Origin of the sequence: Staphylococcus pasteuri, assembly GCF_030547725.1 — a bacterium.
Lineage (GTDB): Bacteria > Bacillota > Bacilli > Staphylococcales > Staphylococcaceae > Staphylococcus > Staphylococcus pasteuri.
This window is the reverse complement of sequence record NZ_JAUOQO010000002.1, coordinates 1-26751: the sequence shown is the minus strand read 5'-3', so window position 1 is coordinate 26751 and position 26751 is coordinate 1. Positions and strand designations below refer to the sequence as shown.

At 28.1% G+C, this 26751-nt stretch carries 35 protein-coding genes and 2 pseudogenes; 18 read left to right on the top strand and 19 right to left on the bottom strand.

Annotated features, from left to right (window positions below; genetic code table 11):
- Position 1 precedes the first annotated feature (1 nt).
- The gene (locus tag Q4528_RS02095) at positions 2 to 568 is read left to right on the top strand and encodes a terminase small subunit (RefSeq protein ID WP_303520370.1); all 567 of its coding nucleotides are present in this window, start codon (positions 2 to 4) and stop codon (positions 566 to 568) included.
- A 164-nt stretch (positions 569 to 732) separates the two neighbouring features.
- Positions 733 to 1404: an NYN domain-containing protein gene (locus tag Q4528_RS02090; RefSeq protein ID WP_303520369.1), complete on the top strand. Its 672-nt coding sequence runs from the start codon at positions 733 to 735 to the stop codon at positions 1402 to 1404.
- Between the two features lie 954 nt (positions 1405 to 2358).
- Here the strand turns inward: Q4528_RS02090 and Q4528_RS02085 are convergent.
- On the bottom strand, positions 2359 to 2988 hold the full coding sequence (locus Q4528_RS02085; protein ID WP_303520368.1) for a LysE family translocator: 630 nt from the start codon (positions 2986 to 2988) through the stop codon (positions 2359 to 2361).
- Between the two features lie 680 nt (positions 2989 to 3668).
- On the opposite strand from Q4528_RS02085, the gene Q4528_RS02080 reads away from it, so the two are divergent.
- Entirely contained in the window at positions 3669 to 4076 is a 408-nt protein-coding gene (locus tag Q4528_RS02080; protein ID WP_303520367.1) for a YjdF family protein, read from the top strand.
- Between the two features lie 30 nt (positions 4077 to 4106).
- Positions 4107 to 4526 carry a FosB/FosD family fosfomycin resistance bacillithiol transferase gene (fosB, locus tag Q4528_RS02075; protein ID WP_303520366.1) on the top strand — a complete coding sequence of 140 codons (420 nt, stop codon included), beginning with the start codon at positions 4107 to 4109 and terminating at the stop codon, positions 4524 to 4526.
- A 431-nt stretch (positions 4527 to 4957) separates the two neighbouring features.
- On the opposite strand, the gene Q4528_RS02070 is transcribed toward fosB, so the two are convergent.
- Entirely contained in the window at positions 4958 to 5557 is a 600-nt protein-coding gene (locus Q4528_RS02070) for a hypothetical protein (protein WP_046466473.1), read from the bottom strand.
- Positions 5558 to 6003: 446 nt separating this feature from the next.
- On the opposite strand from Q4528_RS02070, the gene Q4528_RS02065 reads away from it, so the two are divergent.
- The gene (locus Q4528_RS02065) at positions 6004 to 6174 is read left to right on the top strand and encodes a VraH family peptide resistance protein (protein ID WP_046466475.1); all 171 of its coding nucleotides are present in this window, start codon (positions 6004 to 6006) and stop codon (positions 6172 to 6174) included.
- 19 nt (positions 6175 to 6193) lie between these two features.
- Positions 6194 to 6631 carry a GNAT family N-acetyltransferase gene (locus tag Q4528_RS02060; protein ID WP_029056549.1) on the top strand — a complete coding sequence of 146 codons (438 nt, stop codon included), beginning with the start codon at positions 6194 to 6196 and terminating at the stop codon, positions 6629 to 6631.
- Between the two features lie 342 nt (positions 6632 to 6973).
- On the opposite strand, the gene Q4528_RS02055 is transcribed toward Q4528_RS02060, so the two are convergent.
- On the bottom strand, positions 6974 to 7813 hold the full coding sequence (locus Q4528_RS02055) for a DegV family protein (RefSeq protein ID WP_046466476.1): 840 nt from the start codon (positions 7811 to 7813) through the stop codon (positions 6974 to 6976).
- A 353-nt stretch (positions 7814 to 8166) separates the two neighbouring features.
- Between Q4528_RS02055 and Q4528_RS02050 the strand changes: the two genes are divergently transcribed.
- Positions 8167 to 9396: a Fic family protein gene (locus tag Q4528_RS02050; protein WP_303520363.1), complete on the top strand. Its 1230-nt coding sequence runs from the start codon at positions 8167 to 8169 to the stop codon at positions 9394 to 9396.
- Between the two features lie 41 nt (positions 9397 to 9437).
- Here Q4528_RS02050 and Q4528_RS02045 read toward each other — a convergent pair whose 3' ends face one another.
- From Q4528_RS02045 to Q4528_RS02030, 4 genes and pseudogenes are all read right to left on the bottom strand, one after another.
- Positions 9438 to 10229, bottom strand: coding sequence for a DUF1829 domain-containing protein (locus Q4528_RS02045; RefSeq protein ID WP_046466478.1), 792 nt, complete (start codon positions 10227 to 10229; stop codon positions 9438 to 9440).
- Positions 10230 to 10242: 13 nt separating this feature from the next.
- Complete coding sequence (locus Q4528_RS02040; protein ID WP_046466479.1) at positions 10243 to 10698, bottom strand: DUF6978 family protein; 456 nt, start codon at positions 10696 to 10698, stop codon at positions 10243 to 10245.
- 309 nt (positions 10699 to 11007) lie between these two features.
- Positions 11008 to 11289 carry a hypothetical protein gene (locus tag Q4528_RS02035; RefSeq protein ID WP_052728878.1) on the bottom strand — a complete coding sequence of 94 codons (282 nt, stop codon included), beginning with the start codon at positions 11287 to 11289 and terminating at the stop codon, positions 11008 to 11010.
- Positions 11290 to 11659: 370 nt separating this feature from the next.
- Positions 11660 to 12701 (bottom strand): annotated as a pseudogene (locus tag Q4528_RS02030) (DUF4352 domain-containing protein).
- 273 nt (positions 12702 to 12974) lie between these two features.
- Between Q4528_RS02030 and Q4528_RS02025 the strand changes: the two are divergent.
- The 4 genes from Q4528_RS02025 to Q4528_RS02010 all read left to right on the top strand — a co-directional run bounded on the left by Q4528_RS02025 (position 12975) and on the right by Q4528_RS02010 (position 16313).
- A complete protein-coding gene (locus Q4528_RS02025; protein ID WP_335682212.1) occupies positions 12975 to 13598 on the top strand; it encodes a cysteine hydrolase family protein in 624 nt (207 codons plus the stop codon).
- A 20-nt stretch (positions 13599 to 13618) separates the two neighbouring features.
- Positions 13619 to 14983 carry an MFS transporter gene (locus tag Q4528_RS02020; protein WP_303520361.1) on the top strand — a complete coding sequence of 455 codons (1365 nt, stop codon included), beginning with the start codon at positions 13619 to 13621 and terminating at the stop codon, positions 14981 to 14983.
- 118 nt (positions 14984 to 15101) lie between these two features.
- Positions 15102 to 15854 (top strand): amidohydrolase family protein, encoded by a 753-nt coding sequence (locus tag Q4528_RS02015; RefSeq protein WP_046466484.1) that lies wholly within the window; start codon positions 15102 to 15104, stop codon positions 15852 to 15854.
- A gap of 258 nt (positions 15855 to 16112) precedes the next feature.
- Positions 16113 to 16313, top strand: a complete 201-nt coding sequence (locus tag Q4528_RS02010) for a cold-shock protein (protein ID WP_002450876.1) — start codon at positions 16113 to 16115, stop codon at positions 16311 to 16313.
- Positions 16314 to 16531: 218 nt separating this feature from the next.
- Here Q4528_RS02010 and Q4528_RS02005 read toward each other — a convergent pair whose 3' ends face one another.
- The 5 genes from Q4528_RS02005 to Q4528_RS01985 all read right to left on the bottom strand — a co-directional run bounded on the left by Q4528_RS02005 (position 16532) and on the right by Q4528_RS01985 (position 19117).
- Positions 16532 to 16765 (bottom strand): hypothetical protein, encoded by a 234-nt coding sequence (locus Q4528_RS02005; protein WP_029056555.1) that lies wholly within the window; start codon positions 16763 to 16765, stop codon positions 16532 to 16534.
- Positions 16766 to 16986: 221 nt separating this feature from the next.
- Entirely contained in the window at positions 16987 to 17220 is a 234-nt protein-coding gene (locus Q4528_RS02000; RefSeq protein WP_017637830.1) for a hypothetical protein, read from the bottom strand.
- 482 nt (positions 17221 to 17702) lie between these two features.
- Positions 17703 to 17918 carry a hypothetical protein gene (locus Q4528_RS01995; protein ID WP_017637829.1) on the bottom strand — a complete coding sequence of 72 codons (216 nt, stop codon included), beginning with the start codon at positions 17916 to 17918 and terminating at the stop codon, positions 17703 to 17705.
- 76 nt (positions 17919 to 17994) lie between these two features.
- The gene (locus tag Q4528_RS01990) at positions 17995 to 18279 is read right to left on the bottom strand and encodes a hypothetical protein (protein WP_046466485.1); all 285 of its coding nucleotides are present in this window, start codon (positions 18277 to 18279) and stop codon (positions 17995 to 17997) included.
- Positions 18280 to 18367: 88 nt separating this feature from the next.
- Positions 18368 to 19117 carry a poly-gamma-glutamate hydrolase family protein gene (locus tag Q4528_RS01985; RefSeq protein ID WP_303520349.1) on the bottom strand — a complete coding sequence of 250 codons (750 nt, stop codon included), beginning with the start codon at positions 19115 to 19117 and terminating at the stop codon, positions 18368 to 18370.
- Positions 19118 to 19355: 238 nt separating this feature from the next.
- Here Q4528_RS01985 and Q4528_RS01980 point away from each other — a divergent pair, with 238 nt between their 5' ends.
- Complete coding sequence (locus tag Q4528_RS01980) at positions 19356 to 19589, top strand: hypothetical protein (RefSeq protein WP_017637826.1); 234 nt, start codon at positions 19356 to 19358, stop codon at positions 19587 to 19589.
- A gap of 59 nt (positions 19590 to 19648) precedes the next feature.
- Here the strand turns inward: Q4528_RS01980 and lnsA are convergent.
- From lnsA to tsaA, 3 genes and pseudogenes are all read right to left on the bottom strand, one after another.
- Positions 19649 to 20184, bottom strand: a pseudogene (lnsA, locus tag Q4528_RS01975) (lipoprotein N-acylation protein LnsA).
- A 141-nt stretch (positions 20185 to 20325) separates the two neighbouring features.
- Positions 20326 to 20511, bottom strand: coding sequence for a type II toxin-antitoxin system toxin TsaT (gene tsaT, locus Q4528_RS01970; RefSeq protein ID WP_029055618.1), 186 nt, complete (start codon positions 20509 to 20511; stop codon positions 20326 to 20328).
- 18 nt (positions 20512 to 20529) lie between these two features.
- A complete protein-coding gene (gene tsaA / locus Q4528_RS01965; RefSeq protein WP_072291797.1) occupies positions 20530 to 20787 on the bottom strand; it encodes a type II toxin-antitoxin system antitoxin TsaA in 258 nt (85 codons plus the stop codon).
- 298 nt (positions 20788 to 21085) lie between these two features.
- Here tsaA and Q4528_RS01960 point away from each other — a divergent pair, with 298 nt between their 5' ends.
- Positions 21086 to 21289, top strand: coding sequence for a sterile alpha motif-like domain-containing protein (locus Q4528_RS01960; RefSeq protein WP_029055617.1), 204 nt, complete (start codon positions 21086 to 21088; stop codon positions 21287 to 21289).
- Here Q4528_RS01960 and Q4528_RS01955 read toward each other — a convergent pair whose 3' ends face one another.
- The gene (locus Q4528_RS01955) at positions 21290 to 21514 is read right to left on the bottom strand and encodes a hypothetical protein (RefSeq protein ID WP_017637487.1); all 225 of its coding nucleotides are present in this window, start codon (positions 21512 to 21514) and stop codon (positions 21290 to 21292) included.
- 171 nt (positions 21515 to 21685) lie between these two features.
- Here Q4528_RS01955 and Q4528_RS01950 point away from each other — a divergent pair, with 171 nt between their 5' ends.
- On the top strand, positions 21686 to 22273 hold the full coding sequence (locus tag Q4528_RS01950; protein WP_017637486.1) for a histidine phosphatase family protein: 588 nt from the start codon (positions 21686 to 21688) through the stop codon (positions 22271 to 22273).
- Positions 22274 to 22432: 159 nt separating this feature from the next.
- Here the strand turns inward: Q4528_RS01950 and Q4528_RS01945 are convergent, their stop codons facing one another.
- Both Q4528_RS01945 and Q4528_RS01940 read right to left on the bottom strand, forming a co-directional pair.
- A complete protein-coding gene (locus Q4528_RS01945; RefSeq protein ID WP_017637485.1) occupies positions 22433 to 22924 on the bottom strand; it encodes a GNAT family N-acetyltransferase in 492 nt (163 codons plus the stop codon).
- A gap of 283 nt (positions 22925 to 23207) precedes the next feature.
- Positions 23208 to 23630 carry an organic hydroperoxide resistance protein gene (locus Q4528_RS01940; protein WP_017637484.1) on the bottom strand — a complete coding sequence of 141 codons (423 nt, stop codon included), beginning with the start codon at positions 23628 to 23630 and terminating at the stop codon, positions 23208 to 23210.
- 183 nt (positions 23631 to 23813) lie between these two features.
- Between Q4528_RS01940 and aroD the strand changes: the two genes are divergently transcribed.
- A complete protein-coding gene (gene aroD, locus Q4528_RS01935; protein WP_017637483.1) occupies positions 23814 to 24530 on the top strand; it encodes a type I 3-dehydroquinate dehydratase in 717 nt (238 codons plus the stop codon).
- Positions 24531 to 24609: 79 nt separating this feature from the next.
- Positions 24610 to 25149, top strand: a complete 540-nt coding sequence (locus tag Q4528_RS01930) for a nitroreductase family protein (RefSeq protein ID WP_017637482.1) — start codon at positions 24610 to 24612, stop codon at positions 25147 to 25149.
- A 108-nt stretch (positions 25150 to 25257) separates the two neighbouring features.
- Here Q4528_RS01930 and Q4528_RS01925 read toward each other — a convergent pair whose 3' ends face one another.
- Positions 25258 to 25581, bottom strand: coding sequence for a thioredoxin family protein (locus Q4528_RS01925; RefSeq protein WP_017637481.1), 324 nt, complete (start codon positions 25579 to 25581; stop codon positions 25258 to 25260).
- A 141-nt stretch (positions 25582 to 25722) separates the two neighbouring features.
- Here Q4528_RS01925 and Q4528_RS01920 point away from each other — a divergent pair, with 141 nt between their 5' ends.
- Both Q4528_RS01920 and gcvH read left to right on the top strand, forming a co-directional pair.
- Positions 25723 to 26076, top strand: a complete 354-nt coding sequence (locus Q4528_RS01920; protein ID WP_017637480.1) for an arsenate reductase family protein — start codon at positions 25723 to 25725, stop codon at positions 26074 to 26076.
- A 174-nt stretch (positions 26077 to 26250) separates the two neighbouring features.
- Positions 26251 to 26631, top strand: coding sequence for a glycine cleavage system protein GcvH (gene gcvH / locus Q4528_RS01915; protein WP_017637479.1), 381 nt, complete (start codon positions 26251 to 26253; stop codon positions 26629 to 26631).
- The last annotated feature ends 120 nt before the right edge of the window (positions 26632 to 26751 follow it).

Sequence of the window (26751 nt, the reverse complement as noted above, 5' to 3'; positions counted from 1 at the left end):
AATGGACAAATTAACGCCTAAACAAGAGCGTTTTGTGAATGAGTATATGAAGACACTTAATGTTACTCAAAGCGCTATAAATGCCGGTTATAGCTCAAATAGTGCACACGTAACAGGTAGCAGACTACTGCGCAATGAGAAAGTAAAAGACTATATTCAAAGCAAGAAAGATGAGATTATAGACGATACAATTTTAACTGCAAAAGAAACGTTATATTTACTTACAAAATCAGCTGTTGGTGATGAAACTGAAACTAAGGAAGTTGTGGTTAAGAAAAGCTCATTTGAGCGCAACCCAGATACAGGACGTATGAATCTTGTATACAATGAGCATGTGGAAACAGTAGAAGTACCAATTAAGCCAAGTGATCGTTTGAAAGCTCGTGATTTGCTCGGTAGGTATCACAGTATATTTACTGATAAAGTAGATATGAATGTGGCGACACCAATATTTATAGATAGTATCGGTCAAGACGATGAAGAGAATGAGCGAGATTTAAAAGAATTGGAAAAGCAATATCCAAATGCAGAGTTTCATATTGATGATATAGGTAGATTTGAGGAGTAAAGAATATTATTTTTTTTGAAATGCAGAAAATTATTGAAAAATTAGTTTGATAGTGATAATATTTAGTCATAGATAATTTAGTAAATCCACCCATGAGAGTAGGAACCCCACCATATGGGGCTTTCGAAATCATGGGTTTTTTTGTCATATAAAGGAGTGATGAAATGGAAAGAGTAGCCATTTTAGTAGATGGTGGGTATTATAGAAAAAGAAGTGCAAAAGTTTATGGTAAGGTTACGGCGAAAGAAAGAGCTAATGAATTATATAGATATTGTAATAGACACTTAAAGGATACACATTTTAAAGAAGAAATACATAATAAATTATATAGAATTTTTTACTATGATTGTCCTCCAATTGATAAACAAGTTTATCACCCTTTTTTAAAAAGGAATGTGAATTTTGCCCAAAGTGATACTAAAAAATGGACAGAAGATTTTTTCAAAGAAATAAGTAAAAAGAGAAAAGTTGCATTAAGATTAGGAGAATTAAGTGAATCTTCAGTTGAATATAATCTAAAATACTCTAGTACAAAAAAATTACTGAATGAAAGTGTTGAGCTAAACGATTTGGAAGAAAAAGACTTCACCTTATCATTGAAACAAAAAGGTGTTGATATGAAAATAGGTTTAGACATTGCTTCATTAGCATTTAAACAACAAGTAGATAAAATTATTTTAATAGCTGGCGATAGTGATTTTGTGCCTGCTGCTAAATTAGCAAGAACAGAAGGAATTGATTTTGTGTTAGATTCTTTAGGTTCTGATATTAGAGATAGCCTTTCATTGCATATAGATGGTAGACGTACTTGTGATGATAAGTTTAAATTTAATTAGAATAATACTAGTTAAATATAGATCTTTTTAACTTTAACCGTATCTTAATTGGTACGGTTTTTTTGTGTAAAAGTATATAGTTAACATGTATAATAAATATTATATATAGATGAAAAGGTGATTAATTATTTTAAGGGCTTTGAATATAAATGTAAGTATTTTAAGTATAATATTGCTTGCATTACTAGTTGTAAATGGAATAGCTTATCAGTCAAGTATATATTTCACTAATATTGTTCCATTGACTTTAATGGTAATAAATTTATTTATTATAAATAAGGTTATAAAATGCAATAAAAAGAAGTATGAAATATACTTTTTAGCATTATTTTCTTTTACTTTTGTTGTTATTTTATTCTTTTTGTTATTAGATATACCGCTGTCTATAATATTAACTATTAATCTGAAATTGCATAATCCATTTTTTTGGTATAATAATATATCAATATTATTTATCTTAGGCATTATCATTTTAATCTTTGTTAACTGGAATTTTTTCTGTAAAAATAAAAGTGATGATAGTTACATAAAGTTATTTAAAGATACATATTCAATACTTACTCTGTTTACCACTTTAGTAGTTGCAATAATAAATGTTGGATTCAATAAAGGAAGTCAGTTGGATGCTGTATACGAATTTAACATAATATCAATTCCATTGGTCGGGTATTTGATTTGTTCAATATTGGAATTTATATATAAACATGCCTTAACAATAAGAGATATAAAAAATACATTAAAATTGCACTGAGAAACGACCTGTGTTGCAGTGAGTAAATGAGTTTAAGTAGCTAGAACCAGTGTTTGGATTTAATTTAATTGAGTAATGAGATAAGTGAATAGAACTTGAAATTATAATTTGAATAAATAATTTGACTGGTGATCTTAAGGTTTTAATTTTAGAAAGAAAAAAAGACTTTCTTATTTTTAAGAAAGTCATAATATGTTGGTTTGTTAGTGAGCTTTAGTATTAAATAAGCTAATGCCTAAAATTATAAATATTATACCTGTTATTTTATTTAAAATGGGTTCTACTAACTTATTATTTCTAAGTTTGGAAGTTAAAGCACTTGAAAAAATTACAGTTATTAAATCCCAAATTGTGCCAATTAAAGTGAAAATAACTCCAAGAATAATGAATGGAATTGGTCCGTAATGATTTGTCGATGAGATAAATTGTGGAACAAAAGAAATGTAAAATAAAGCAACTTTTGGATTAGTTACATTAGTGATCATTCCCTGAGTAAACAATTTTCTATTGGATATTTCAGAGACTTCTACAATATCTAAACGAGTTCCTTTATTTATAAGCATCTGTATTCCTAAATAAATAAGATATATTGCACCAATTGTTTTAACAACGGTAAAAAGTAAAACTGAAGTTTTTAACAGTGCTGAAAGTCCTACAGCTGCTAATACTGTATGTATTAATGAACCGGAAGAGACTCCCAAAACAGAGAAGACACCAGCACTACGTCCCTGAGAAATACTACGACTTAAAATAAACATAGTATCAATACCCGGAGTTACACAAATGATAATTGCAGTAAGTAAGAAAACTTGAAATGATATAATATCAAACATGTTGTCATCCCCTTGTAAAATAAATTATATACATATTACATTATAACATTAAAAAAAGAAAACAATTTATATTGAAGTTATTTATTTTCATGACTCCTTTAAAAAAAGTCAATTGTTGCAACAGGTTTATAGGTTTTAATGTACTTGAAATTAGAATTACGAAATGTTTGAATTGATTAATATAAAAGTTGCATTAGATTATTATATTTAATATTGCTTAAGAAAGGGCAAAAAAAGGGCATAATTTTGATGATAAGGGCAAATTAAATAGTTAGCACACGGACAATTTAAATAATTCGTTTCAAGCGTCACTCATTAAGTGGCGTTTTTTGCATTTTAAGATGCTGAGAAACGTCCTGTGTTGCAGTGGGGAATGAGTTTGTGTAATAGACTGTAAGTTAATGTAAAATGTGAGGTAGTGAAATACGAAATCACCAATTAACTATATGAATAAAATAATTTATATTAGTATAGATTATTAACTATAAATGAGTTTTAAGCTTTAAACTCTAAATAAGTTGTTGATCATTCTATTGAAATTTTTGTGATTTATTTTAAACTATAAGTAGAAATGTAAAAACACAATTGGGTTGGTAGTCCCAATGCAGAAAATAATATCTGTCAGTAACCTTCCTCCTCAGGTCGTCCATCATTTCTGAATAAATAAGAGGAGGGATAGCATGGAGCTATCTGTATTTCACGACGGACAATTCTATGTTGGTTTAGTTGAATACAAAGCAGGGAGTAAATCTAAATTTGCAAAATTCACCTTTGGTACAGAACCAGATGATGAAGAAATTTTTTATTTTATTGAAACTTATTTATTATCAATAATCGAAAAAACTAAAACAAGCGTTACAACTAAAAAGAAAAAAAGAAAAGTTAACCCTAAAAGATTGCAACGACAGGTAGCGAAAGAACAAAAAATGCCCAAAGATTTTACTAAAGCTCAAATAGCTATAAAAGAAGAACAAGAGCTGAATAAAAAACTATCCAAGAAGAGAAGTAAGGCGAAAAAAGATTTCACTAAAGAGCGAAAAAGGCAAATCAAGAAAAATAAAGCTAAAGAAAAGCATAAAGGACATTAATATTTTAAATTTATAAATAGGAGTTATTATATGATTCAAGCCGTAAATCACGTTACTTATTCTGTATCAGATATAAAAAAGTCTATTGAATTCTATAAAAATATACTGAAAGCTAAAATATTACTTGAAAGCGACAAAACAGCTTACTTTACTATAGGTGGATTGTGGTTAGCTTTAAACGAAGAAAGTGAAATACCAAGAAATGAAATTCATTACTCATATACTCATATGGCTTTCTCAATCAAGGAGAATGATTTTGATGAATGGTATGACTGGCTAAAACAAAACCATGTAAATATATTAGAGGGACGCCCAAGAGATGTCAGAGATAAAAAATCAATATATTTCACTGACCCAGACGGTCATAAATTAGAATTACACACAGGTTCATTGCAAGATAGAATGAATTATTACAAAGATGAAAAGTCTCATATAAAATTTTATGAATAGGTAAATAATAGTTTGTATCCAATTTTTATGAGTGCACAAATTTCTTTTGTTTTTTCAATTTTAACATTTTACACACAACTGATTAGACAATTTAAATGTTGATATGACAATGTTTATAGCGTATCTTACACGAATAGATAAACGCTATAATGAACTCCCGCCGTCTCCATTATTAAGCCTGCAACCCATGTGGTTGTGGGCTTTTTGTTTTTATTGCCACAGATGTGCCACAACACAAAAAAAGACACTACCAATTTAAGTAGGTAGTGACTTATAAATATTCAATTATTTCTTTTTTAGTACTAGAGTACAATTGTACTCATCGTTTATATACTTTGTCACTATATGGTTAATCTAGTAAATGTTCATGTAATGATACCAAGGATAACATTTTTTGTATTAATAACTATTATAAACTTCCTCTTGATTAACTATTCAGCACCTGGAGGCTCAACTTTAATTCCTTGTTCTCCTAAACGTCTAATTACTTCTGCTCCTTCTTCAGTGTTGGCTTTTTTATCTATTTCACTTTGTATTTCTTGCTCGCTCAAAGGTTTATTTGAACTAGGAACACCACCAACATCACCATTTGGTATGCCTGTATAACCATTTTGTTTAGCAACTTTGGCATTAGCTTCCATTTGTTCTTGATTTAAGGCGCCATTGTTTTGTTGAGTATTTGCTTGTTGGTTTTGAGCAGTTTGTTGTTGAGGCTGTTGAGCTTGTTGATTGTTCTGATTTGAATTATTCTGTGTATTGTTTTGTTGTGTTTGTTGTTCGTTATTTTGTTCATTAGACTGTTCATTTTGCTGATTATCTTTACTTGATTGTTGTTTGTCCTTGTTATTGTCTTTCTTTTTATTCTCCTCTGACTTTTTATCTTTATTTTTCTTTGGATCGTTTGATTTCTTATCTGATTTACTTTCAGATTTTTTGTCATCGTCCTTTTTAGAATGGTCTTCACTTTGACCACATGCAGTTAAAACTAACGCTGATGATAATATTGCCGTTCCTAATAATTTGAATTTCATTTCGATTTGGCTCCTTAATATACAATTTAATTTAATAATACATTTAAATTTTAATTATTAATATTAACTATAGTTTATTGATAGCTATAATGTTTTGTTATTGTAAAAAATATATCTAGAATTAAAAGTATATTTAAAAATGATTGCTTTTACACTTAGTTGCTATGTTTACAAAACATTAAAATATGATATATGTATAGTAGGTAAAAAAGGAGAATTATATGATTATTTTACTATCTATATTACTGATTATTTCGCTATTTGAAACATTTTATCTTTTGATTAAAATTAGAAATCTAAAGAAAAGAAATGCGGCTGATCATGAATACGAAAAAATGGTTAATAAGTATTCACCTATAGGAACTATAACGTTAATTATCTCTATCATTTTATTAGTCATAGCTTTTGTTATTCTGTAATAGAATTTTTTGAAAGGACTATATTATATGAGCTTAAAACAAATATGGAACTATTTATTAAACAAAAAGTGGAATATTGAAGATATAATATTTTTAGCTTTATTTATATTTTTAGGAAGTATATTTACTACACCCATATTAGGAGTTCCTATCGGTGTTATCGCATATTTATTTTTAATGGCTGATGATTTTGATTGAGTTAACTTAGGAGAATATTATGATATTAAAGAAAACTAAATTAAATGAAAAAGATTATGATAAGGCTTTAGAAATTTGGGAAAGATCAGTAATAGAAACACATGATTTTCTTAAAGATGAAGATAGAATAGCATTAAAACATGAAATTCCAACTTACTTTAAATATGTAGAAGGATATTTGTGGTGGGATGACATTGAATTGATAGGTTTTTCGGGAACGAATGATCAAAATTTAGAAATGTTATTTATAGACCCTCAATATTTTAATAAAGGTTATGGTACACAAATTGTACAGACGCTTATTAAAGACAAGAAAATACAATTCGTTGATGTGAACAAAGATAATGAAAATGCTATTCAATTTTATAAGAAGAATGGATTTATAAAATACGATGAATCTGAACAGGATGGACAAGGTAGAGATTATCCTATTTTACATCTTAAGTTATCTAATTAAATATGTATGGAGGACGAACATATGGAATTATTAGGTAAGATCATAAATTTCACAATGGAAACTGTTTCAAATTGGTTAGGTAGTAGTTCATTATTTGATGATGTTAAGAAATTATTTAAGAAAAAGAACGATAATTAACATCTAATTGGATACATTATGCAATACAGTATATACGTTTTGTTATAACAGTTATTGTAAAAGATAATCATAAATATTTTATTGGAATTCTATTTTCTGCTTTGTAAGCCTGCAACCCATGTGGTTGTGGGCTTTTCGTTATTGTTATCATCGATATGCCTCAACACGTAAAAAAGACACCCTTTATTAGAGTGTCTTTAAATTTTATACATTGATCCATCCTATTGCAACTGTGCCATATCCTGTATGAACTGCTCCAACATTTATAAATGGATTTTTTTCTATAATTTTATTTGGAAATTTCTCATTTAAAAAATTAATAATTGAATCAGCAGTTTCGTGTTCTCCTGTGTATGAAACACCAACTTTTGATGGATTATCTCTTGTAATTTCATCTTTTAGTTTATTAATTAAATAATTAAAGGCTTTCTTTTTAGTACGTAATTTATCGGCTAATACAATTTTTCCTTTTTGAAATTCAATAATAATTTGTATGTTGAGAATTCCCGCAATAAGTGCTTTTGAACGACTTAAACGGCCACTATTTTTAACCTGATTTAAATTTTTAGGATAAAAAATTAAAGTGGAAGCGTTTTGTAAATCGTTCACTTTATCAATAATGGCTTGATAACTTTCATTATTATTTTTGGCTTTGATACCTTCTTCAACCATTCTTCGGAGCGGGTAATCTCCAGTCATAGAATCTATAATAGTTGATTCAATATCAAAATCACGGCTTACAGATTTTGATTGTTCACACGCACCAGTTAATGCACTCGTTGCATGAATAGCTATAACGTGAGTATAACCATCATCGATGACTTTTTGATAAGTATCTATAAATGATTGTGGTGTAGGTTGAAATGTAGTTGCGCCATTTTCATATTGCTTTAATAATTCAAAAAATTCTTGTGAGCTAATATCAACCATATCTGTATAATCTTTATTATTAATTCTTGTTCCCATAGGTACTACGTAGACATCTGAATACTCATGTAAACCGATACCAGATGAACTGTCAGTAATAAATGCAATTTTATTCAAATGATCTCCCCCCCCCTAAAAATGCAAAATTTATTTAATTATTATACTATGTACCCTAAAAGTTATATTATATTCAATTAAATTAAGTAAAACGCAATGGTCATTATTTAAAATAATCTATAAATTATTCGTATCACTATGTCACTAATACATTCAATGAAACATTTTTGCGTCACATCAAAGATATAGTATCACTAGATATTTTGAATTATGTAATAAGAAGAAGCACTAATACTAAAATATAAAGTTTATTTTTAATTTCTTAATTTAATAATTTTATAGTATAATAATACACATTAAATATGCTTAAACGCCAAAATGGAAGAAAAGGAGAATAAGAGGTGATTTCATAGATGACTTATAAAACGTTAAAAACAATTTTTCACATGAGTGATGAACAAAACTTTGAAAAAGAGTACCAACAACGATTAAATAATTTCACTACTTATGTCACAGATATTGAAATAAATCCAATTAGAAAGCAGACACAAATTAAATGTATGATGTTCCCTTTATTTTTTTGTCCAACTAAAACCATAATTATTAAAGCGGAAAAAATATTGATCAATTCAAGTGAAATTAATAAATTGATTAACAGCCAACCAATAGTCGCTACAACTTCATATCTAAAAAAGTTACTAATTAACGAAATGCAAAGTACAAATGAAAAAGAAAATGTAAGGAGTACTAAAAAAGAATTAGCAGATGCGTTAAATAATAATAATTTAAAAAGTAATAAAAGATTTAGAGGATTAGTTTATCAATATAGTTTATTACTTAGTGATGAAGATTTTACATTAAATGAAATATCTGATTTTAGAAAGGCTTATGATTTATTGTTATCTAACGAAATAGCAGATGAAGATTTACCAGATGGGTTAATGTTTAGAAAACAAGGTGTAGGAGTTCGTGATACTTCTAAAGAAAAATGGGTACATAGAAATGAGTATTCTGAATATGAAATTGTTGATTTTTTAAATAAAATGTTAAATTTTATTAGTCACTATGAAGCACCAGTACTTCTGAAAATATTAGCTAGTCATTTTATGTTTGAGTATTTACATCCTTTTTATGATGGTAATGGAAGATTAGGACGTTATATTATAGCAAAACTTTTGAAAGATAATTTAGAACATGTTACTGCATTAACTTTTTCTTATGCTGTGAATAGAAATAAAAATAAATACGATAAAGCATTTGCTAGTACTTCTCATTTTCTTAATAAAGGAGAAATGACTTACTTTATAGATGTCATGTTGGATTTAATCATTGAGGGTCAAAAAACTGCAATTGAACAATTTAAAGAAAATATTGCGATGATTGAAACGTTGTATGGAAGACTAGAGAATTTAAACTTGAAAGAGCATGAAAAAAATGTGTTGTTTATATTGCTCCAAGATAAAGTATTTGGTAATGAATATACAAGAATTAGTCTTCGAGAATTAGTTGAATTCTTGCCTTTTGGACGAAAGAAATTAGATAGTATTATCAAGAAACATGAAGATAAATTACATAAAGTTAAGCAAAGACCAACAGTATATGAAGTTAAAGATGAATTTATAAGTGATTTGATGAGGGGATAACTAATCTAACTAAAAATAAGGGTATTAATCTACCCTTATTTTTATAAAGTTAGTAACTTTATTTGATTTTCTATGTTACTATATTCAATCGTATTAATATCATTTTCTTGAAGAAAAGTTTTATTTTGAATATTAATCTCTTTGTTTCTATCATTTAAAATGAATATAAATTCATTAGGACGCTGTCTTTTAATTTTTTTAGCTTGTATAACATCTGTTAATTTAGATTTTATAATCATCGCATTGTTAGGGTTTGATATGGCATTAATAAACTTTTCTTTTTGATTTTTTTTAGCACTAATAAAAAAATCAAAATTATGAACTACACCGCTTGAACCCACAATAGGTAAATCTCTACCATATGAAATATTATGTTCATCTAGTTTGGTAGCTACATCATCAGAAAATATATTTTGGACTTTTGGTTTTGAAAGACCATACATATCATTGATGAAAATTAAACATTGCAATAGATTATGTTTGGATTTATTAAAATTTGCGAAATTAGTTTTTATATAAATTTCACCTGTTTTATCATTGAATTTAATACCATATGCAGCAAGGTGTTCTTCAAACATATTCTTACGTTTTTTTGATTGATTTATAAAGATGCCATTATTTTCTAGACCAAATATTGTATATCCATCATCAGTTAGTGTAATAATGTCATCAATTTGATTATATAATGCGTATATAATTAAATTATCTAACGAACTATCTTTAAAGGGAAAGTCTATTCTTACTATATTCTTACTGAGATTAGAAAAGGTTAATTCTTGTTTATACCAATCTAAATATTCATTTTTTAACTTCTCTGCGTCTAATATAGTCATACTTATCCCTCCTTTATTTTGTTTCACTAATATTATTATAAGCTAAAAATGATTTATAAACACTGTATATATCATTAAGAATTGGAAAATCTTTTAAATTGATTTCATAAGCAAATCTATCTTTTTTCTCATATGCATTATTATAAATATGAATATGGCTATTTGGAGCTGATGATCCATCTGGATTAAAATGAATGCCACCTCTAATATCAATTCTAACTAAAGTATGGTAGGTTTCTTCAAAAATTATAGAAATAGAAAACCTATCAATTTCTACATTACCTCTATTTATAATAACAATGTATTTTACCCCTAATTTAAAACTTATTACTTTTTGTCTTTGTTTAATTTTTGTAGCAATTAATGTCTTTAATTCACTTTCATTTATATAAGAGTCTGTATATTTTAATTCATTTATTAGTTCTTTAACTTGTCCGTCATCCAAATCGTTTAAATCAAATTTGTTCAATATTGTTCTCCTTATTATAAAATTTATTTCTTCTATAAATTATTGCTATTGATAAAAGAGATATAAATTATATTATACATTTTTTATGTATAAGTTACACTTTTAGAATGGTGAATTAAAATTATTTTTTTAACTATAAATCTCGAAATGTATGGCGGAAAAATCTAGTTATAATATAAATAAAGTGCATTTAGAGGGAGGGTTAGGATCTTAAGTGGATAAAAAAACTACTAAATCTAAAATGAAAACAAAATAGATTTAGTAGCAATTAAAATAATAATGCAGTTGTTGTTAAGAAATAATACTTAATTAATTTTTATATTGGTCATACTCGCCGTTTTGGATTTTTTGTTCTTCATTTTGAATCTTTTGATAAACTTGATCCGCATTATTGCCATCGTAATACCCTTTTTCGATTGCAGTTTTAGTTTGTAATTCGGCTGATGAAAGACCGCCATGATATTTTTTGCGTAATGCATTATAGTATTCATCTTCCGTTTGTGCAGCATTAATTTCTGAATTAACATCTTTTGTTGTTGATTGATCATCATTAGATTGAGATTCGTCACTAACATCTTTAGGGTTAATCAAACCAGCATCAGTTCCAGGCTTTTCTTGTTTTTGATTATTTATATTCTGCTGATTTTGTTGTTCTGTACTTTGTTGTGTATTAGTATTTTGTCCATTATTTTGTGCAGTTTGTTGATTATCTTCGTTAGATTGTTTGTTATTTTCTTTTTCTTTTTTCTTCTTATCTTCTGATTTTTTATCTTTTTTAGAATCATTGGATTTTTTGTCAGATTTACTTTCTGACTTTTTATCGTCTGTCTTTTTAGAATTATCATCATTTTGCCCACACGCTGTTAATATTAGAGCAGATGATAATAAAATTGTTCATAATAATTTGATTTTCATTTGTATAAACTCCCGTATAATTATTAATTATATATATATCTAATTTCTATTTTTCTGCATTACTGCTATCACTTGATGAATTTGAAGATGTGCTACTTGATGATGTACTTTCAGCTGGTTTAGCGGCATTATCATTGTTAGTTACTTCTGGCTTCGTTTCTTGTGGTTCACTTTCTTTTGGTGTAGTAGTTGGTGATTTGTCTGCTTTTTCAGCTTGTGAATCATTGCTAGAATTGTTACTTGAACTACTATTACCATTACTATTAGTACTATGGCTCGAATTATTTGATGCATTTGAACTTGAAGAAGATGTACTTTCATTATTAGATGGTGTTGTTGAACCACTTGAACTTGTGTCAGTAGAGGATTCACTATCATCACTATCTGATTCGTCATCATCTTTATTAGAAGTTTTAGCATCAGATAAATCTACAGTAATACTTTTTACGCTAAACAAGCTTGATGTAATTTCTAATTTTTTATCTTTAGTATTTGCTACTTTTTCAGAAACATCGAATACAATTTTTCCTTCTGCAGTACTATCGGGATTAATTTGTTCTAAAAAGAATGAGTTTGTAACACTGCCATCATCACTTTGGTTAGCAGATAGAGATCCAGTAGCATCGGCATCAAATGATTTATTACCAGATTTAAGTTTAAACATTTGGGTGTCGATAGTTAATGATTTGTTGCCTTTATTTTTTACAGAAACGTCTGCTACGACATAAGTGTCTTTAGCATTTGTAGGTGCGATAGACGGGCCAACTGATGTTGTATTTTCAACAGATTTAACTTTTACTTCTAAATCTCCATTTTTGATCGTATCTCCGATTTTATAGTTTTTAGTACCATTAGAATGACTTCTGAAATTATCTTTGATACCACCATTAAAAATCATGGATAGGGCTATAATGCCAATAATAAATAAGATAAAAAACACTAAACAGCCGCTACAGCCCCAAAGCCACCATTTCTTAGTATTAGATTGATTAGATTTTGCTTGTTCTTGTTTGGCTTGTTGTCTTTGAAATTCTTGAAATTGCTCCCATTGTTTCCCTTTGTTGTTCCTCATTAAAGTTTTCTTCCATTAAACATATCTCCTTTAAATGTAATTTACATATATATTAATAATACTGTGGTGCCAGGCTAATGAGTAATCATATTATGTTATCAATAATGATAATTAAAATGAAATTTATAAAAGTTATTTTCAAAACAAATTGTCATACAACTAAAAATTAAAAATAAAATATAGTTTAGCGTGATTTTAACTTTATTCTTGTGGTTAAAGATTGTTAAATAAATAATCATTAAATAAAAATATAAACTTTATCCAATGAATTATTGATAAACCAATCATTATGAATAAGAACCTTGATATGGTACGATTTTTGAATGTAAAAACTAAATTGGAAGTAGGTATAAATATGAATGATAATAAAGCGTTATTAGTGATGGATATGCAAAATGGGATTATTAGCTCATTATCTGATACAAAAGATTTAATTGATAAAACAAATGAAGCAATTACTACAGCTAGACAAATGGAACTACCCATTATCTTTGTAAGAGTTGCTTTTTCGAAAAATTTTATGGAAATTTCATCTAATAACAAGATGTTTAGTAGAATCAAAGAAAGTGGACAACCAATGACAGTTAAGGATAAATCGACTCAAATTATAGATGAGCTTCATATGGATGATGATGACTTATTAGTTACTAAACAACGAATTAGCGCATTTACTGGTAGTAATTTAGAAGTATTGTTAAGAAGTTTACAAATTGATCACTTAGTTTTAACGGGTATAGCCACAAGCGGCGTTGTCCTATCAACAGGAGTAGAAGCATTTGATAAAGATTTTAAACTAACATTTTTACAAGATGCAATGGCTGATAGATCCTCTGAGACGCACGAATTTTTAACAAATCAGATTTTAACTAGATATGGAGATGTATTAACAGTTGCAGACTGGCAAAAACAATAGAATAGTCAAGGGTGACATTTATGTCGAAAAAAGCTATTAGCAATACTTTTAATAAAAAATTATATACACCTATGATTTTAGGTTCGATTTTAAATCCAATTAATTCTTCAATGTTGGCTGTAGCGCTTGTCCCAATTGCTCAAGCATTTGGTGTGCCGTTCTATCAAACTGCTTGGCTTGTGTCGTCTTTATATTTGGCTACAAGTATTGGTCAACCGGTAATAGGAAAGTTAATTGATATTTTTGGTCCAAGGGGTTTATTTTTATTTGCCACGAGTTTAGTTGGATTAGCAAGTATGATTGCATTATTGACACCGTCGTTTTATGGATTAATTTTAGCCAGATTTTTAATAGGTATTGGGACATGTGCCGGATACCCTTCAGCAATGTATTTAATTAATTATGAAGCTGAACGTACAGGTGAAGATAGTCCGAGTAAAATATTGACAATTCTATCTATTAGCAATCAAGTTATTGCAGTTATAGGACCGACTTTAGGTGGAATTTTAGTCGCTAATGGTGGATGGCAATCCATTTTTATAGTTAATTTACCAATGTCTATCTTGGCATTTATCTTTGGTTATTTATATTTTCCTAAGACAGCCACTAAATATAAATTACAGTTATTAAAAAAACGAGTTGATTTTGTAGGAATTATATTATTTTCGATAAGTTTAAGTTCTTGGATGATTTTCTTTATAGAAGCCAAACCATCATATTGGTATTTATTTTTAATTGGGTTTATAAGTTTAATCGCATTTATTTTTTATGAATTAAAATCGGCTAAACCATTTATAGATTTGAAAATTTTGAGTCATAATATATCGATGAATAATACGTATCTACGTACTTTTTTATCAATGCTTATTTCTTACAGTGTGCTATATGGTTATGTGCAGTGGTTAGAAGAGGTGAAAGGTTTATCACCCATGCATTCAGGAATGATGATGTTACCACAGTTTATTGTGGGTATCTTTTCTGCTCAGTTAATGGGCCCACGATTAAATATAAGAACTAAGTTATATATTGGAACAATTGGTGCTTTAATCACAATGATAGGATTTCAAATGATTTCAAGTGACACATCAATTTATTATTTAATTTTCTTATCAGCCATATTTGGATTGCCACAAGGATTATTAAATCTTGCAAATCAAAATGCGCTATATCATCAAACTCCAAAATCAATGATAGGAATGTCTTCTGGTTTATTAAGAACTGCAGGATATTTAGGTGCAATTGTTTCTTCAACACTGATTGGAATATTATTTAAAGGTTCTGATTTAACTACAGCAGTGCATGAACTTGGTTTTGCAGCAACAATTATAGCTATTGCTATTTTATTGCTAACAATGACAGGTGGTAAAACTTTATCAGAAAAGTAACCAATAGTTATGTTAAAAAAACATTATATCTATTGCATATTGGTATTAACATTAGAAAAAGTTAAAATGAATTTGAAAATATTTATAACAATAATCATTAAACAAAGGGGACATTGATATGAAAATGTTTGATTCGCATTTGCATATTATCAACTATGATTTTGAAATAAAAGAAAATAATGGTTACTTACCACCATCATACGGTATTGAGGATTATCAAAAAGATGTAAAAGAATTAGATATATTAGGTGGTGCGATTGTGTCTGGGTCATTTCAAGGATATGATCAAAACTATTTAATTGATGCTCTAGACAAATTAGATGGTAAGTTTGTAGGTGTTACACAACTTCCTTATACTGTAAAAGATGATGAATTAATAATGTTGAATAACTGTGGCGTCAGAGGTTTAAGGTTCAATGTAAAACGTGGTGGTTCTGAAGATTTATCTAAACTAGAATATTTGGCTAAAAGAGTATATGAAGTAGTTGGATGGCATACTGAATTATATATAGATTCGAAAAATTTACCTGAAATCTCAACTACAATTAAAAAATTACCTGCAGTATCTATTGATCATTTAGGTTTATCGCAAGAAGGATTATCTGATTTATTAGAATTAGTAGATAGAAATGTTCGAGTTAAAGCTACAGGGTTTAGTAGAGGCAATTTAGACATTGCAAAAACATTGAAAGAAATATATCAACTAAATCCTAATGCTTTGATGTTTGGTACTGACTTACCATCTACAAGAGCGCCTCAAAGATTTACTAAAGACGATATTAAAATAATAGAGCAACACTTTGATGAGACAGAATGTGAAAAGATATTTTATAAAAATGCTATGAAGTGGTATAGAATTCAAGACAACTAATCTATATTTTTATGATAATTACATTTAATAGCTATTTCAAAGGTGATTTCAATAAAAGTTAAAAATTTTATTTTGTTAATTATAATAAATTTGAAAGAATATGGCTAAAAGGGTTTACTTTTCTCAAATATAGCGTATAGTAGTACTTAAGTAATCAAGTACGTGAAGTTAATTGCGAGTTATTATTAAGAATATTCTCCCTTTGATTTATGGATTTGTTACAAATATTATGTGCAAAAGCACGCGGAGGTATTCGATATGAATAACGGTACAGTTAAATGGTTTAATTCAGAAAAAGGTTTTGGTTTCATCGAAAGAGAAGATGGAAGCGACGTATTCGTACATTTCTCAGCAATCGCTGAAGAAGGATATAAATCATTAGAAGAAGGACAAAAAGTTGAATTCGACATCGTTGAAGGCGATCGTGGAGAACAAGCAGCTAATGTCGTAAAAATGTAATAACATTTTCAAAGCAACCTTAATGGGTTGCTTTTTTTTATGCTTAAATTTAGTTTATTTTGATAAATGAAATAGATAAGAAACAGATTTCTAAATATTTTATACATAAAAAAAGCACTACAGATTCAATATGAATCCGTAAGTGCAATATCAATATAATATATAGTATATAAAACATAAATCTATCAAAAATTAATACTGTCTAATAGACATTGATACTAAAATTTTGCGTTTTGCATTACATTTAAATTAAACACTTTAGTTTGACCACAGTTCTCACAAACAGTAGCAAAACCTTCAAGATCGTTTGTTTCATTTCCAGCTGTTGGAATATGAACGATATCTTCTAAGAATGTTAGTTTTGGGTTTGAACAACAAACAGAACGTCTTCTTGAATTATAAAATTGTTTGATTGTTTCTAATTCTTCTTCATTAAATTTTGTGTTTTTCATGTTTCACACATCCTTTCATTTGATATGTATATAAATAAAAATGTTATCAATAAGATGTTGCAACATGGTTAACGCAAAATATCAATTGTCTATCTATCAGTTTGCAAATTTGATATTAAATAGAGTTTAATATAATTGAGCGAAATTTTGTTGAATATTGCTTAACTGTTTGAAAAAACAGCTTAAATGTAAGATACATCTAAGCTGTTCATCATTATTAATTACTTATTGGCTTTGTCGCCGTCAACACGTTCTTTATTTCCTTTGTCATCTTGTGACTTAGGATTGTCTTTCTTTTTAGCACTATTTTTTACTTTTTTGACAGTTTTATTGTCATTACTCTTAGAATCTTTTTGCGTTGATTTACTGTCATTTTGTTTTGAATCGTCACTACTATGACTACAAGCACCTAAAACTAAAAAGCTAGATAAGATCAACCAAAATACTTTTTTCATTCTATCTCTCCTAAGATATGTCATTATCTTAAGTTTACTACATATAAATGTTATTTTACATCTATTTCTTTTTAAAAATTGTGAATATTTTTATTAATATTAATAAGTAAAAGTAATTTAAAAAGAAAAGTTGTTGAAAGTGAAAAGAGGTGATATTAAAAAAGCGCCAACATTAACTTTAATAATGACGAAAATTAAAGTTAAGCTGACGCTAACAAGAAGTAATGTTAAACACTCACAAAGTTTAACAAATTTAGAGTACCACAAAGTTAAGTTTTTTACCACTTTATTATATTGATAATTAGCAAATGAAAATTAAAGTTTAAGTTAAATTATTTTTATAGTTGAAAGAAAAATAAATAAACAAGAATTTTAGTTATGAAAAATATAATAGTTTAAAACATTTAATGCTGAAATACTTTATAATTCGCTATATCAAGTATTTTAAATGACACCCTCTAGTAGCATAAGGTTTTGAAAAGTTATAATCTATCAAAGATATTTAATTCTTTATTATTTGCATCAAAAGAAATATATAAATCATCATCGAATACTTCTGAATTATTATTTTGAATGTCTAGTTCAGCAAGTATTTTAAAACTTCCATTGTTTTGTGGTTCAACTATTGAAATTTCATTAGCATTACGTTGTATAGCAAAGTGACGATTTGAATGATTATTGATTTTCCAATCTTCCATAATTAATAATCCTCCCAAGCGCTAAATACATTCATGCCTATATAAGGGGAATGTTTTAAGGTATTGCTCATCATTTCTAACCAAAGCTTTTTTCAATTTCTGTAAATGCTTTAGTAGTTAATTTAATATGATTAACTTTGTCATCTTCAATATCACCGTTAATATAATCATTATTAATCAGTACTTTCAAATTTTCTAAAAAGTCATCGTACTCACGATCACAAAAATAGTCATCTTGTGTAGTAACAGAATCTTTGAAATCATTCGCTTCTTGTTCTGATTGACCTTCATTAGATCTTTCCATATATAATTTGTAAAATGTAGCAACGGTATATTTTTGTTCTTTAGTTAATTCGTCCATCTTACTTTCCTCCCTAATTCACATTACATATGTATTACCCTTTATTTTTAAATTGCAAAACAATTTATTAGAGTAATTACTGACAAAACTATGACTTTTGAGTATTTTTCACACCTTCTTGTACAGCTTTAGCAAATTTATAGAATGTTTTCGTATAATTATCTGGATTTGAGCGGATTTTTTGATTAAATTGGCGTCCTTTAAAAAATTGTTTTCTCAATCGCGTAGTTAGTTCCAACTGCACCCCTGAGTCGCTTTCGTTATCATTAACAAAGTTTTTTGATGATTTAGCATCAATTTCTGTTGGGCTTTCTTTAACGGAAAAGCCTTTTCGACGTAGCGATTTAGCAATTGATTTTGACATTTTTTTATCTTTACCTCCGACAAAGACAATAGGATCGTCACCTGAAAAACCATGAATTGAAATAGTTTTTTTCGTTGTTTTAAGCATATTACGCAACTTTGGTTCATCGTAATTGGTAGATGTAATGTGAAGTTGGTCATTGTTATTGGAGCGTAAACCTTCAAAAGTGTAAAAATCATATTTTCCAATATTTGAAATACGACGAGCAAGTTCAGTCGTGCCAGGTTCAATACCTCCGCCATGAATTGCTGTTACTAAAATATCATGGTGATTACGATTTTTTGTAATAACACGCCAATCTTTATTTTCTTTGGTATTTGTTTTAAGTTCTTGAAAATTATTATATCGGTCATTTGATTGATTCATATTTTTTCTTGTATTATAAAAAATTAAAGCCACAATGATGATGGCGATAACAATTAATAGAAGTGAAAAATAATATAATTTTGTATACAGACTTGTAGACTTTTTCATATATTCTCCTAAAAGGTGTTTTTTATCTATAAATCATATCAATTTATTAATACTATCAACAAGCATTTTCCTTTTATTTAGTATATTAATTTAAAATATTATAAGTAATAAATGAAAAGTTTTGGTTAGATTGAAAAGGTGAGTATAAATAAAAAAAGTAGAAAATCACTTTAAATATTACAAATTAACAATTCCTTAATATTACTTTGGTAAAATGTAATTAAAGGGATGTGATAATATGGATAAAGAATTATTAAGAAAATATTTAAATGACGATGGTTTTAAAGCAGTAGGGGTAATTTTTGGGAATAAACGTATTATTTTAGAAAGTGATATCCATGTTGATTATGAACACGAAGTTATTATTTATCCTATGAAAAATAGCACAAGAATCATTCCGTTTAATGCGATTAGTTACCTTGATCTATTAGATAAGAACGATCAGTACATCAATTATTTTAAAGAAGTATAATTAAATTTAAAAAACGCCTTACTATTCATATTAAATATGACTTATATGAAGTAGGGCGTTTAATAAGTTTTGACAAGTTTTAAACGATATTCATTTGTGAAATTATCTTTCAATGCATAAGGTGAAATAATATATAATCCATGGTCGCTTACAGCATTTTTGCTTACGCCTTCCTTATATGCTTGGTAGATAATTTTAGTACAGTATGTAAATCGTTTACTTTTTAAGTTTAAAGTCACTAAATATCTATTGTCTGTATTTTCATAGTTTTCTTTTGTCCACTGTGCGGCCTTTTTACCAGCTCCTGGTTTTACGCAGCGATAAATTTTAATCCAGTCATCTTGGCCTTCTCCAAATCGTGTTTTGATGATTCAAATGATTCTGTGATTGGTTTATCACCAGGTCCTTCAATTTGTAAAACAGTATTATGATCAATGGCAATACTAGAATGACCAAAAAAACCATATAAAACTGGTCCTTTCGTAATAATGATATCTCCAGGTTGTAATTGGAAATCTTTATTAGATGCTGAATATGTATGTTCCTGTGACTCTGCGTTTAAATGGTTGGGAGGGAATATACAAGTACTTATCATAAAGAACATAATAGTTATTAATATGTATAATAAAATTTTACGCAATTATCAAAAACTCCTTTAAATAATGTAAGAAGCATAAATATAAGTATTAAAATAAAACGTTCAGCTACTAAAGCAACTGAACGTATTTGTGATGTGTTACAAACCGAATATTAATGTATAAATTAACATGGCTAAACCAAATATAAAGAATACAATTGTGAAGCCAAGATAAGATTCTTTTTTAGATTCTTTTTTAGTTTTAAGCATAGTAACAAGAACGATTGTACCTGCAATTAAAAATATAATTGATAACCAAAAAAGAATAGTGAAATGTAAGCTCATTTTTTAACCTCCCATCTTTTAAAGAAAATCGTAAAAAATTGGATAAATGTAATATAGGGTAAGAATGATATTAATAAAAAAGAGAATTTCACTTAATAAATCCTTATTAGAAATAGCTATAAATAAGCTTATAATAATAATCAAACCACATACTATTAATCCGGGCACTAACCATAAGGTGTCATCTAGGTTGGTGTTATTTGTAATGACGATATTAAAAATTACAAACAATATCGTTAATAAAATATTAATTACGTGTAGAAAATATAATTTCATAGGTGATTCACCTCTGGAAAATGCTTCTTTAGTAAAAAAATCCTTATGTATATCATATCATTTATTATCACTTGGTAAATAATTAAATAGAAGTATATAGCTATAAATTGTGAATAAAAAGAAACGACATTTTAAGCGAACATCCCATTTTTTTGAATAAGTAAATAAAATTGTGAATAAATTTAAAAAAATACAATAAAAATGTGCAAAATTTACACTTTGCACATTTACAATCTCGAGTTTTCTGATAAGATTAATTACAACTTAAATAAAGATAAAATATGAGGGGAATATTGTGATGACATTTTATGATTTTATAATAGGTTTTATAAATGACGATACACCGTTTGGAAATTTAGCTAATTACATCAATAAAGATCATAAATTCCCAAAAAATGAAAAGAATAAGTTTGTAATTCGTACTTATGTTTTATCGAATTATGATGATTCTCAACTCATTGAAAGTGCCAATAGAGCCATTAGTTTATATCAACTAACTTAGTTAGTACCAATTTTGTTGATTCAACGCATACCATACATCTTTTGTTCTAAAATTAATATCATTATTTTTAACACTAAATGGCTTTATAATATCTTTGTCTAACCAAGTATTGATTAACTCATTTGGTACGCCATCTAATAACATATCGCTTTTACTTACAACAAAGCATTCCCATTCAAGTGTTACATTATTCGGATTCACATAACTGTGATCATGAGATTCCATATTGATTAACACTCCTTTAACAAATGTAAACTTAGTGTTAAGTTATACCCACTAAGACAATATATTAATCATCTGTTTATATTATTTTTCATTGATTTGTTGATTTACTATTACTATGTCTAATGATTTAATGTTAGTTATGAGCTTTATATAAGTAATAGAGGTGGAAATATGGCAAAAACTTTATATTTAATGAGACACGGACAAACAGTTTTTAATTTAAAAGGCAAAATTCAGGGCGCTAGTGATTCGCCTTTAACATTATTAGGTGTAGAACAAGCAAAAGCTGCAGCTCGATATTTTGAACATAATCAAATTGAATTTGATAGTTTGTTTTCTTCTTCTCAAGAAAGAGCGTGTGATACTCTAGAAAATGCAGTACCAAACCATCAAAATAGATATATTCGCTCAAAAGGATTAAAAGAGTGGCGTTTTGGTTTGTTTGAAGGCGAAAGTATTGAATTACTTAAACAAATTAAACAACCTAAAACGCTTTACGGTGATTATGTTGTACCTTTTGGGGGAGAATCACGTGAAGATGTAGAAAATAGAATGGTAGAAACATTAACTGATATTATGGAAAATTATAGTCGTCATACAACACTAGCTGTAAGCCATGGAAGTACAATTGGTTTATTTATTAGATACTGCTTAGGCTATGAAGAGGGTAGTACATTTAATATTGGAAATTGTAATATACTAAAATTTAGTTACGACAAAGGGAAATTTACTTTCATAGAATTAATTGACCCTATGTAAAAGAAAGCTCAACCTTGCTATAAATACAAGGTTGAGCTTTTATCATTATATTAGCTTTATCGTTAAATTGAATTAGAGGTCAGATGTTAATGAAATATATAAAATTACTTTGGATGTAATCTTAATCCATTTTTTGTCTAACTTAAATATGATAATAACTTAATTTTTTAAATTATAAGTTAACCAATGTTCATCAAAATAATCTTCACCGATTTTAGTAGCATTTTTCTCGAAACCTAGATTTTCAAAACCTAGAGAAGTGAAGAATACTTTTGCACTAATATTATTTGAAGTGACAGAAGTGAGAATGGTTTCTAAATCTTTCTGGCTAGCAATTTCAATAATATAATTGATTAATTCACGATTTATCACTTCATCATTATCTTTAACAAAGTTATTGTTGATGACAGCTTTATGTTGTTTACCTACTTGTCTCATTTGACTTAAGGTTGCAGTAGCTACTAGAACGTCATTTTCAAAGGCACCATATACATTGATGAAAGGGAATTCGGAAGATAAAAGTTTTGTCAAAATGTCATCAGAAACGTGGTCTAAATAATAACGATCCCACGAATAAGTATGATGTTCCCCTGATAATAGTGATTTGTAAATTTCTAAATCATCTAGAGTTAATAAACGGATGTTGTTCATAGTGACCTCCTAATTCAAATCATTAATTGTGTGTCGTTGCTGGGTAAATACATATTAAAATATTTAATAAAAATAATCAATGATTATTTAAGAATAAGCAAAAACGTTTTTGAAAAAATAGTTAAAATATATATTTAATTGTATGTATATAATAACTCTTCATATACATTATAACAGAAACTCGATTTTAAAGGTCGGAAATATGAGGTAATTATGTGAACAAAAAAAGAGACCCATTCAATAGAGAATGGGTCATATAAATATATAATATTGTATTTATAACTTAGTCAACAACTTCAACATTTAATTTAACATCAATGTTTCCTCTAGTTGCTTTAGAGTATGGACAGAAGTCATGTGCATCTTGTAAATATTTTTCAGCGTCTTCTTGAGATAATACATTTTTCACTTTAGCATCGATATCTACGCTTAATTTTGGACTTTCAGCGTCTGGATCATCTTCAAGACGTACTGTTAAAGTTACTTCTGGTTCAGCATCTCTAACTTTGTTTTGTTTTAAAATTAAATCAAATGCACCATTAAAACATGAAGCATATCCTGCTGCGAATAATTGTTCAGGATTAGTAGCATTTCCGTCCGCTTGTTGTGGTGGTAATACATCTACATTGATTGCTTTATCGTCAGTTTGAACGTGTCCTTTACGTCCACCTACGTTTGTCGCTTTAGTTTCATATTGAACTGCCATAATTATTACCTCCTAATTAATCATATATATAAAGTGTACCCGTAAATTTTTAGTTCAATCATTCATAATAATTTTTTGGCTATTGATTCAATAAAGGCGATTGGTAGTAATGTATATTTTAGTTTAAAATAAAAGAAAATATACACGTATATAGTTTAAATAGAGACAGGAAAGAGGGATAGTATGTCAAATGTAAATATAGCTGTTACGATTGCACCTGAAAACACGATAGCAGATGATTTATTTAAAGACATAGAGTTCTATCAAGATAGTATTGATATTATAGAGCTTAGAGTAGATCAGTGGGATAAATTAGATAGACTCAATCAAGTCATTGAAGAATTAAATCAGTTAACGTTTGATTTTAAAATTTTAATTACATTTCGATCTGCTTCTCAAGGTGGTAAACGTAATGTGAATGAATCCGAATATCTGAATGTGATAGAACATCTAATTAATACAGACGGATATAATATGTTAGATATTGAATGGGATGAGCAAAAGAATAAAGATGATTATTTAAATTTAATCAATTTAGCTCAACAAAAAGGATTAGAAGTAGTATTATCACATCACAATTTTGATGAAACACCTACGTTTGAAGAAATGAAATTCACTTATTATAAAATGAGTCAATTTAACTCGAATTATATAAAGCTAGCAGTTATGCCCCATGATATAAAAGATGTATTGCATTTATTAGAAGCAATGAATGAATCAGCTAATACATTAAATCAAAAAGTGATTGGAATTTCGATGTCTAAAATAGGGGTCATTAGTCGCACGGCACAAGGTGTTTTTGGTGGTGTAGTATCTTATGGATGTTTAGGTGAACCCCAAGCACCTGGTCAAATTCATGTCGAAGAATTAAAAAAGCAAATTGACTTTTATGAGAAATGATTAGAAGGTTTGAACAATAGTAGATTGTGTCTTATAATTGATAAAGATTATCAACGAAATAATAAAGGGAGCGATAGGATTGGAACTACAAGAAGCAATCTCGAATAGAAGAAGTGTTAAAAAGTTTAAGCACGATATGACAATTGATGATAAAGCTTTATATGAAGCTATTGAAAAAGCTACAGATGCTCCTAACCATGGCATGAGAGAACCATGGAGAGTTGTCCATGTTGCTAAAGATAGATTAGGAAATATGAGCGAAGATATTACACGATTTGCTTTTCCAGATAGTCCTGAAAAGCGAGCAGATCATTATGATAAAGTTACTAAACTAGGTGGCATGTTAGTATTAGTTTTAAAAGCTGATCCAAGACAACGTCAAAATAGAGAAAATTACTTTGCATTTGGCGCATTCGCGCAAAATTTAATGTTGTTATTATATGAAGCAGGTATAGGTTCATGTTGGAAATCTCCAGCATATATTTTTGAACCTAAAATACGAAAAGCTTTAAACATTGAAGATGATGAAATTTTAGCAGGTTTCTTATATTTAACTGATTTAGAAGAGCCAATGACAAAAGCCAAACGTAAGAATAGACATCTTATCTCAGAATACTAAATAATTAATCACAAAATGAAAGATATTAAATAAGGTCGAGGTAACAAATAAGAAATAAGCCATTGAATGGTACTCAAATTTCTTTACTTGTATCTCGACCTTTTAATATTATTTGCTAAATGTTTCGTCTAAAAATGATTCAACTTGTTCTGGTGATTTAGCATTAGCTGAATGTAAATGTGCTAATTTATCACCATTTTTAAATACTAAAATACTTGGAATTCCCATTACGTCATTTTCAGCAGTAACGTCTTCTAATTCATCACGGTTAACTGTATACCAATCATAATCTTTATATTTTTCGACGATTGGGTCAATCCACATATCCATAGCTTTACAATCTGGACACCAACCAGCTTCGAATTTAACGATGACAGGTTTGTCATTTTGAACTGTGTTATTAAATTGTTCTGTAGTATTAATACTTTCCATTACAAAAGCCCCTTTTCATTTAATTAGTAAATTTATTATAACGGATGAAATTTCTTAAATAAAAAAATAAGCTTAAAAAGTAGAGCGTTTTATAAAATAACATGATATATTTGTGATAAGAGACAAAGGAGGCAAAACTCTATGATTAAATTTTATCAATATGCAAATTGTACTACTTGTAAAAAAGCAGCAAAATTCTTAGATGAGTATGGTGTTAGTTATGAACCAATCGATATCGTTCAACATACACCTACAAAAAACGAGTTTAAAGAAATTGTTGAAAAAACAGGTGTTGATACTAAAAAATTATTTAATACACATGGTGCTAAATACCGTGAATTAGATTTAAAAAATAAATTAGACGACCTAACAGATGATGAACGTTTTGAATTACTTTCATCAGACGGTATGTTAGTTAAACGTCCATTAGCTATATCTGGAAATAAAATCACATTAGGTTTTAAAGAAGAAGAATATAAAAACACTTGGTTGTAACACTTTTTTGAAGTTTATAGAAAGTGAACATTCATAATTATCAAAGACTAAAAAATATTAATTACATATTTAAAGCCGAATTTTAAAAGGTTTAAAATTTTTATATAATAGTTGATTGATAATAGTGGGTATGGCATCATTAAAATGTACTTAAAAATTAGGAGGGGATTTATCGTGGCAGTACCAAACGAATTTAAATACTCTAAAGAACATGAATGGGTTAAAGTTGAAGGAAACGTTGCAACAATCGGTATTACTGAATATGCACAAAATGAATTAGGCGATATCGTATTCGTTGAATTACCTGAAACTGATGATGAATTAAATGAAGGCGACACTTTCGGTAGTGTTGAATCTGTGAAAACTGTATCTGAATTATACGCTCCAATTAATGGTAAAGTATTAGAAGTAAATGAAGAATTAGAAGACAGTCCTGAATTTGTAAATGAATCACCATACGAAAAAGCATGGATGGTTAAAGTTGAAATCAGCGACGAAAGTCAACTTGATGAATTATTATCAGCAGACCAATACTCAGAAATGATTGGTGAATAATAACAATGAACTCCTCGATCTCGTATCAAGGAGTTTTTTTAGTTCCACTTCTAATTTTCAATTAGATTAGTGGAACTTATGCACTAGCAAAAGCTAGTGCGAACCGAAAAAAGAAAAATC